The organism is Streptomyces sp. OR43, assembly GCF_008042275.1.
In the GTDB taxonomy this organism is placed as follows: domain Bacteria; phylum Actinomycetota; class Actinomycetes; order Streptomycetales; family Streptomycetaceae; genus Streptomyces.
This window is the reverse complement of sequence record NZ_RDBK01000043.1, coordinates 3,068,144-3,072,937: the sequence shown is the minus strand read 5'-3', so window position 1 is coordinate 3,072,937 and position 4,794 is coordinate 3,068,144. Positions and strand designations below refer to the sequence as shown.

Sequence of the window (4,794 nt, the reverse complement as noted above, 5' to 3'; positions counted from 1 at the left end):
GGTCCTTCGCCAGACAACGGGCGACCAGCCTCCGCAACGCGTCCGGTACGGCGTTCAGCCGGGGCTCGGTGTTCGCGATCCGTTCCGCGGCCTCTTCGGCCGGGCCGTCCGCCAGCGGGGTGCTGCCCGTCGCCGGACACCGAGGACGGCTCCGGACCCGAAGCGGCCGCCGGACCCGAGGCGGCCGCCGGACCGGTAGCGGCAGCCGGCAGCGTCACCGGACTGCTGAACGAGCTCCAGCGGCTGTACCAGCAGACCGAGGAGGCCACCGAGACCTACAACGGGACGGCGGCCGAGCTGAAGAAGAAGGCCGCGGAGGCGAAGAAGCTGGACTCCGCGCTCGCCGCCTCCCGGCTCCAGCTGTCCCGCAGCCGTGATGCCGCCGGCCGGCTGGCCCGTGAGCAGTACCAGGGCCGATCCGACCTCTCCGCGTATCTGCGGCTGCTCCTGATGCGCGATCCCGAGTACGCGCTGGACCAGGGCCAGGTCGTCCAGCGGCTGGCCGCCGGCCGGGTGGCGACCATGAGGCGCCTGGGCGGAGCCGAGAAGCGTGCCGCCGAGCTGGCGAAGCAGTCCCGCAAGGTCCTGGACCGGCAGAGGGCCCTGGCGGCACGGCAGAAGAAGGACCGCGACGCCGTCCAGACGCGGCTGAAGCGGGTCGAGGGGCTGCTCGCCACTCTCTCCACCGACCAGCTCGCCGAGCTCGCCCGTCTCGAACAGGAGGGCACGGACAAGGCGCAGGACGCGCTGGTCGCCTCGGGCGCCCTGTCTTCGGCCCGGCCGGCGACCGCCCAGGGCGGCGAGGCGGTCCGGTACGCGATCGAGCAGATCGGCAAGCCCTACGTGTGGGGCGCGGAGGGACCGGACTCGTTCGACTGCTCCGGGCTCACCTCGCAGGCCTGGGCGAGTGCCGGCCGCACCCTTCCGCGTACCTCGCAGGAGCAGTGGCGGCAGCTGCGGAAGGTGCCGGTGAACGCCCTGCGGCCGGGCGATCTGGTGGTCTACTTCCCGAAGGCCACCCATGTGGCGTTGTACATCGGCAACGGCCTCGTGGTGCAGGCGCCACGGCCCGGCTCCCGGGTCAAGGTCTCACCCGTGGCGTCGAATCCGCTGCTGGGCGCCGTCCGTCCCGACCCGGAGAGCGCGCCGCTGACCACGTATGAGGCGCCGGAGCTTCCCGAAGGCGCCTCCGAGGGCTCCGACGAGGGGTACGGCGAGACGTCGGCACCCGACGCGTAGCGCTCGCCCCGAACGCACCGGCCGGGCCGGGCCCGCCAGAAGATCCCGGCGGTGCCCGGCCCGGCCGGTGCGTTCAGGGGGTACGGGGCGCTCAGGCGGCCGGACCCGCGACCGAGGCGAGGTAGGCGTTCGTCTTCTCGGGCTCGTAGAAGAAGTTCTCGAAGTCCGCCGGGTTGTTGAACCCGTTGGCGAAGCGGTCGGCGACCGGCTGGAGCTGACCGCCGGCTCCGATCAGGTTCAGCACGTGCTCCGGCGGGACGCCGAGCATCGCGTTCGTCCACTTCGTGACGTGCTGGGCGGTCTCCCAGTAACGGTCGAAGGTGGCCTGCATCCACTCCGCGTCGAACGCGCGGTCGCCGTGCTCGATGATCGAGTCCAGATACGCGTTGGCGCACTTGGAGGCCGAGTTGGAGCCCTGGCCCGTGATCGGGTCGTTGGCGACGACGACGTCCGCGACCCCGAGCACCAGGCCGCCGCCGGGAAGCCGGCCGATCGGCTTGCGGACGGTCGGGGCGTAACGGCCCGCCAGGGTGCCGTTGGCGTCGGTCAGTTCGACCTTGGTGGCGCGGGCGTACTCCCACGGGGTGAACTTCTCCATGAGCTCCAGCGTCTTGGCGAGGTGCTCCGAGGGGTCCTTGATGCCCTGGAAGGCGTCGAGCGGTCCGCCCGGGATGCCCTCCCAGAACAGGATGTCGGCGCGGCCGGACGTGGTCAGTGTCGGCATCACGAAGAGCTCGCCGACGCCCGGGACCAGGTTGCAGCGGACCGCGTCGAACTCGGGGTGCTCGGGACGCGGGCCCATGCCGTGGACGTACGCGACGGCCAGGGCGCGCTGCGGGGCGTCGTACGGCGAACGGGAGGCGTCCCGGCCGAACATGGAGACGAGCTCGCCCTTGCCGGCCGAGACCATCACCAGGTCGTAGGTGCGGGAGAAGTAGTCCAGGTCCGAGACGGCCGCACCGTGGATGACGAGCTGTCCGCCGCGCTGGGCGAAGGTGTCCATCCAGCCGGCCATCTTCACGCGCTGGTCCACGGACTGGGCGAACCCGTCCAGCTTGCCGACCCAGTCGATGGCGCGCGAGGAGTCGGGCGCCGCGACCGAGACGCCGAGGCCCTCGATGCGCGGGGCCTGGGACTCCCAGAAGTTGAGCTGGTAGTCCCGCTCGTGCTGGAGCGCCGTGTGGAACATGCACTGCGTCGACATGACCCGGCCGGAGCGGATCTCGTCGGCCGTACGGTTGGACATGAGGGTGACTTCGTAGCCTCTGGACTGCAGTCCGAGGGCGAGCTGGAGCCCGGACTGGCCGGCTCCGACTATGAGTATCTTCCGCATCGCGGTTCTCCGTTGTGTGTGACGGCGACAGTTACGCCGGGGTGGCGTCGAGAGCGTGGCCCACCAGGGCCAGCAGCGACTCGACGACGGTGATCCTGTTACGCGCGTCCATGATCACCACAGGCACGTGCGGCGGGACGGTCAGGGCCTCCCGGACGTCCTCGGCCTCGAAACCGGGCGTGCCCTCGAAGTGGTTGACGGCCACGATGTACGGCAGCCCGCAGCTCTCGAAGTAGTCGAGGGCGGGGAAGCAGTCGGCGAGCCGGCGGGTGTCGGCCATCACGACCGCGCCGATCGCGCCGCGTACGAGGTCGTCCCACATGAACCAGAAGCGCTGCTGGCCCGGTGTGCCGAAGACGTAGAGCACGAGGTCGTCGTCGAGCGTGAGGCGGCCGAAGTCCATCGCGACGGTCGTGGTGACCTTGTCGGGCGTGGCGCTGAGGTCGTCGGTCTCCTCGCTGGCCTGGGTCATCATGGCTTCGGTCTTCAGCGGGGTGATCTCGGAGACCGAGCCCACGAAGGTGGTCTTGCCCACGCCGAAGCCGCCCGCGACCACTATCTTCGTGGCGATCGGGGCCCGGGTGCGGTCGAGCTGCCAGGCCTGGAGCGATTCCTCGGCCTGGTCCTTCGGCCCCGGCTGACGCGGGGCGAACAGCGGCGACTCAGAGACGACGGAGTCCATTGAGCACCCTTTCGAGCAGTGCGCGGTCGGGCTGGCCGGTGCCGTGACCGGTTCCGTACACGCGGATCTTTCCCTGGTCGGCCAAGTCGCTGAGCAGCACCCTGACCACGCCGAGCGGCATCTTCAGCAGGGCGGAGATCTCCGCGACGGTACGCATCCGGCGGCAGATCTCGACGATGGCCTGGAGCTCCGGCATGACGCGCGAGGCCAGGTTGCCGTTCGTCAGTTCACGCCGCTCGTCGGGGGCTTCGAGCGCGGCGACGAAGGTCTCGACGAGCAGCACGTGGCCGAAACGGGTACGGCCGCCGGTGAGCGAGTACGGGCGCACCCGCGCGGGCCGTTTGTCGGCCCCGCGCACGGGGAGCCTGCGGGCGGGTTCAGCAGCAGCGTGGGTCACTGGGCGCTCTCCATCGATTTGCGCAGCTCACTGCGGAGTTCGGGGGTGAGTACGTGTCCGGCACGGCCGACGAAGAGCGCCATGTGGTAGGCGATGACGCTCATGTCGCAGTCGGGTGTGGCGTGCACACCCAGCAGCGAGCCGTCGCTGATCGACATGACGAAGACACTGCCCTCGTCCATGGCGACCATGGTCTGCTTGACGCCACCGCCGTCCATGAGCTTCGCGGCGCCGACGGTGAGGCTGCCGATGCCGGAGACGATGGTCGCCAGATCGGCGCTGGAGCCTCGGGGGCCGTCCTGCCGTCCTGCCACCTGGGCGGCCTGGTGGCCGGGGTCGGAGGAGAGCAGCATGAGTCCGTCGGACGAGACGACGGTGACCGAGTGGACCCCTGGCACCTCCTCCACCAGATTGCTCAGCAACCAGTGAAGGTTCCGGGCCTCGGTACTCAGCCCGAATGTGCTGGGCGCAGTCAACTGCGTGCCTCCTCGACTGTGTCCCCCGTCTCTCCGGATCGGCCATCGGTACGGCCGGCCTGCTCAGTGTGCTCGGTACGTGTGGTGACTCCGGCCGGTCCGGTGGCCTCGGCGATCTCCGCCTCGACGTCCCGGCGGCCGTCCTTCGCGCCCTGGTGGAATCCGCCGAGCCGGCGGCGCAGGGCCTCCTTGTCGACGCTGCCGGTGCGCTCGGGCGTGGGGGCCGACGCGGACCTGACGACCTTGGGGGTGCGCTTGGGCAGCCCCTTGTCGGTGATCCGTCCGGGCTGCGGCCCCGACTGCGGCTCGGTCTGAGGCTCCGGCTCCGGGTGGCGCGGCCCCGGGAGCGCGTCGGCCACGGAGGCCGGGGCCGGTGGTGCCGGGGCGGGCTCGGGGGCCGGCCGCGGCGGGTCGCTCTCGTCGGCGGTGCGCTCGTGGCGGTCGGGGCCGATGGCGTACGGGCCCGCGGCGGCCGCTGCCTGCGGGCCGTCGCCGAAGGCGGGGGCGTGCGTGAACTCGGGGACGTCCTCGAACTCGGGCACCCGCGGGAGCCGGACCTGCATCGTGGTCTCGGCCTCGGACTCCGCGGGCAGCAGCGGCTCGGGCTCCGGTGCCGGCGGCGCCTGCGGGGTCCCGGGGTCGGCGGCACCGGAGCCCGAGCCGCTGC

5 protein-coding genes and 1 pseudogene are annotated in these 4,794 nt (G+C 71.5%); 1 reads left to right on the top strand and 5 read right to left on the bottom strand.

The window, feature by feature from the left end:
- Window positions 1-1,239 (top strand): C40 family peptidase (locus EAO72_RS32895; RefSeq protein WP_261991705.1); only part of this gene is annotated, 1,239 nt, incomplete at its 5' end.
- Window positions 1,240-1,330: 91 nt separating this feature from the next.
- Here EAO72_RS32895 and EAO72_RS32890 read toward each other — a convergent pair.
- From EAO72_RS32890 to EAO72_RS43485, 5 genes and pseudogenes are all read right to left on the bottom strand, one after another.
- Window positions 1,331-2,572, bottom strand: a complete 1,242-nt coding sequence (locus EAO72_RS32890; protein WP_148020705.1) for a styrene monooxygenase/indole monooxygenase family protein — start codon at window positions 2,570-2,572, stop codon at window positions 1,331-1,333.
- Window positions 2,573-2,603: 31 nt separating this feature from the next.
- Window positions 2,604-3,254 (bottom strand): GTP-binding protein, encoded by a 651-nt coding sequence (locus EAO72_RS32885; RefSeq protein ID WP_148020704.1) that lies wholly within the window; start codon window positions 3,252-3,254, stop codon window positions 2,604-2,606.
- Window positions 3,235-3,651, bottom strand: coding sequence for a DUF742 domain-containing protein (locus tag EAO72_RS32880; RefSeq protein ID WP_148020703.1), 417 nt, complete (start codon window positions 3,649-3,651; stop codon window positions 3,235-3,237). Before EAO72_RS32880 ends, EAO72_RS32885 begins: the two co-directional genes overlap by 20 nt.
- Window positions 3,648-4,127: a roadblock/LC7 domain-containing protein gene (locus EAO72_RS32875; protein ID WP_148020702.1), complete on the bottom strand. Its 480-nt coding sequence runs from the start codon at window positions 4,125-4,127 to the stop codon at window positions 3,648-3,650. Before EAO72_RS32875 ends, EAO72_RS32880 begins: the two co-directional genes overlap by 4 nt.
- Window positions 4,124-4,794, bottom strand: a pseudogene (locus EAO72_RS43485) (histidine kinase); the annotation flags it as partial. The gene EAO72_RS32875 and the pseudogene EAO72_RS43485, both read right to left, overlap by 4 nt.

Bases quoted from the DNA above. Each gene is read 5' to 3' on its own strand.
- EAO72_RS32890 (WP_148020705.1), bottom strand. From the start codon at position 2,572: ATGCGGAAGATACTCATAGTCGGAGCCGGCCAGTCCGGGCTCCAGCTC.
- EAO72_RS32885 (WP_148020704.1), bottom strand. From the start codon at position 3,254: ATGGACTCCGTCGTCTCTGAGTCGCCGCTGTTCGCCCCGCGTCAGCCG.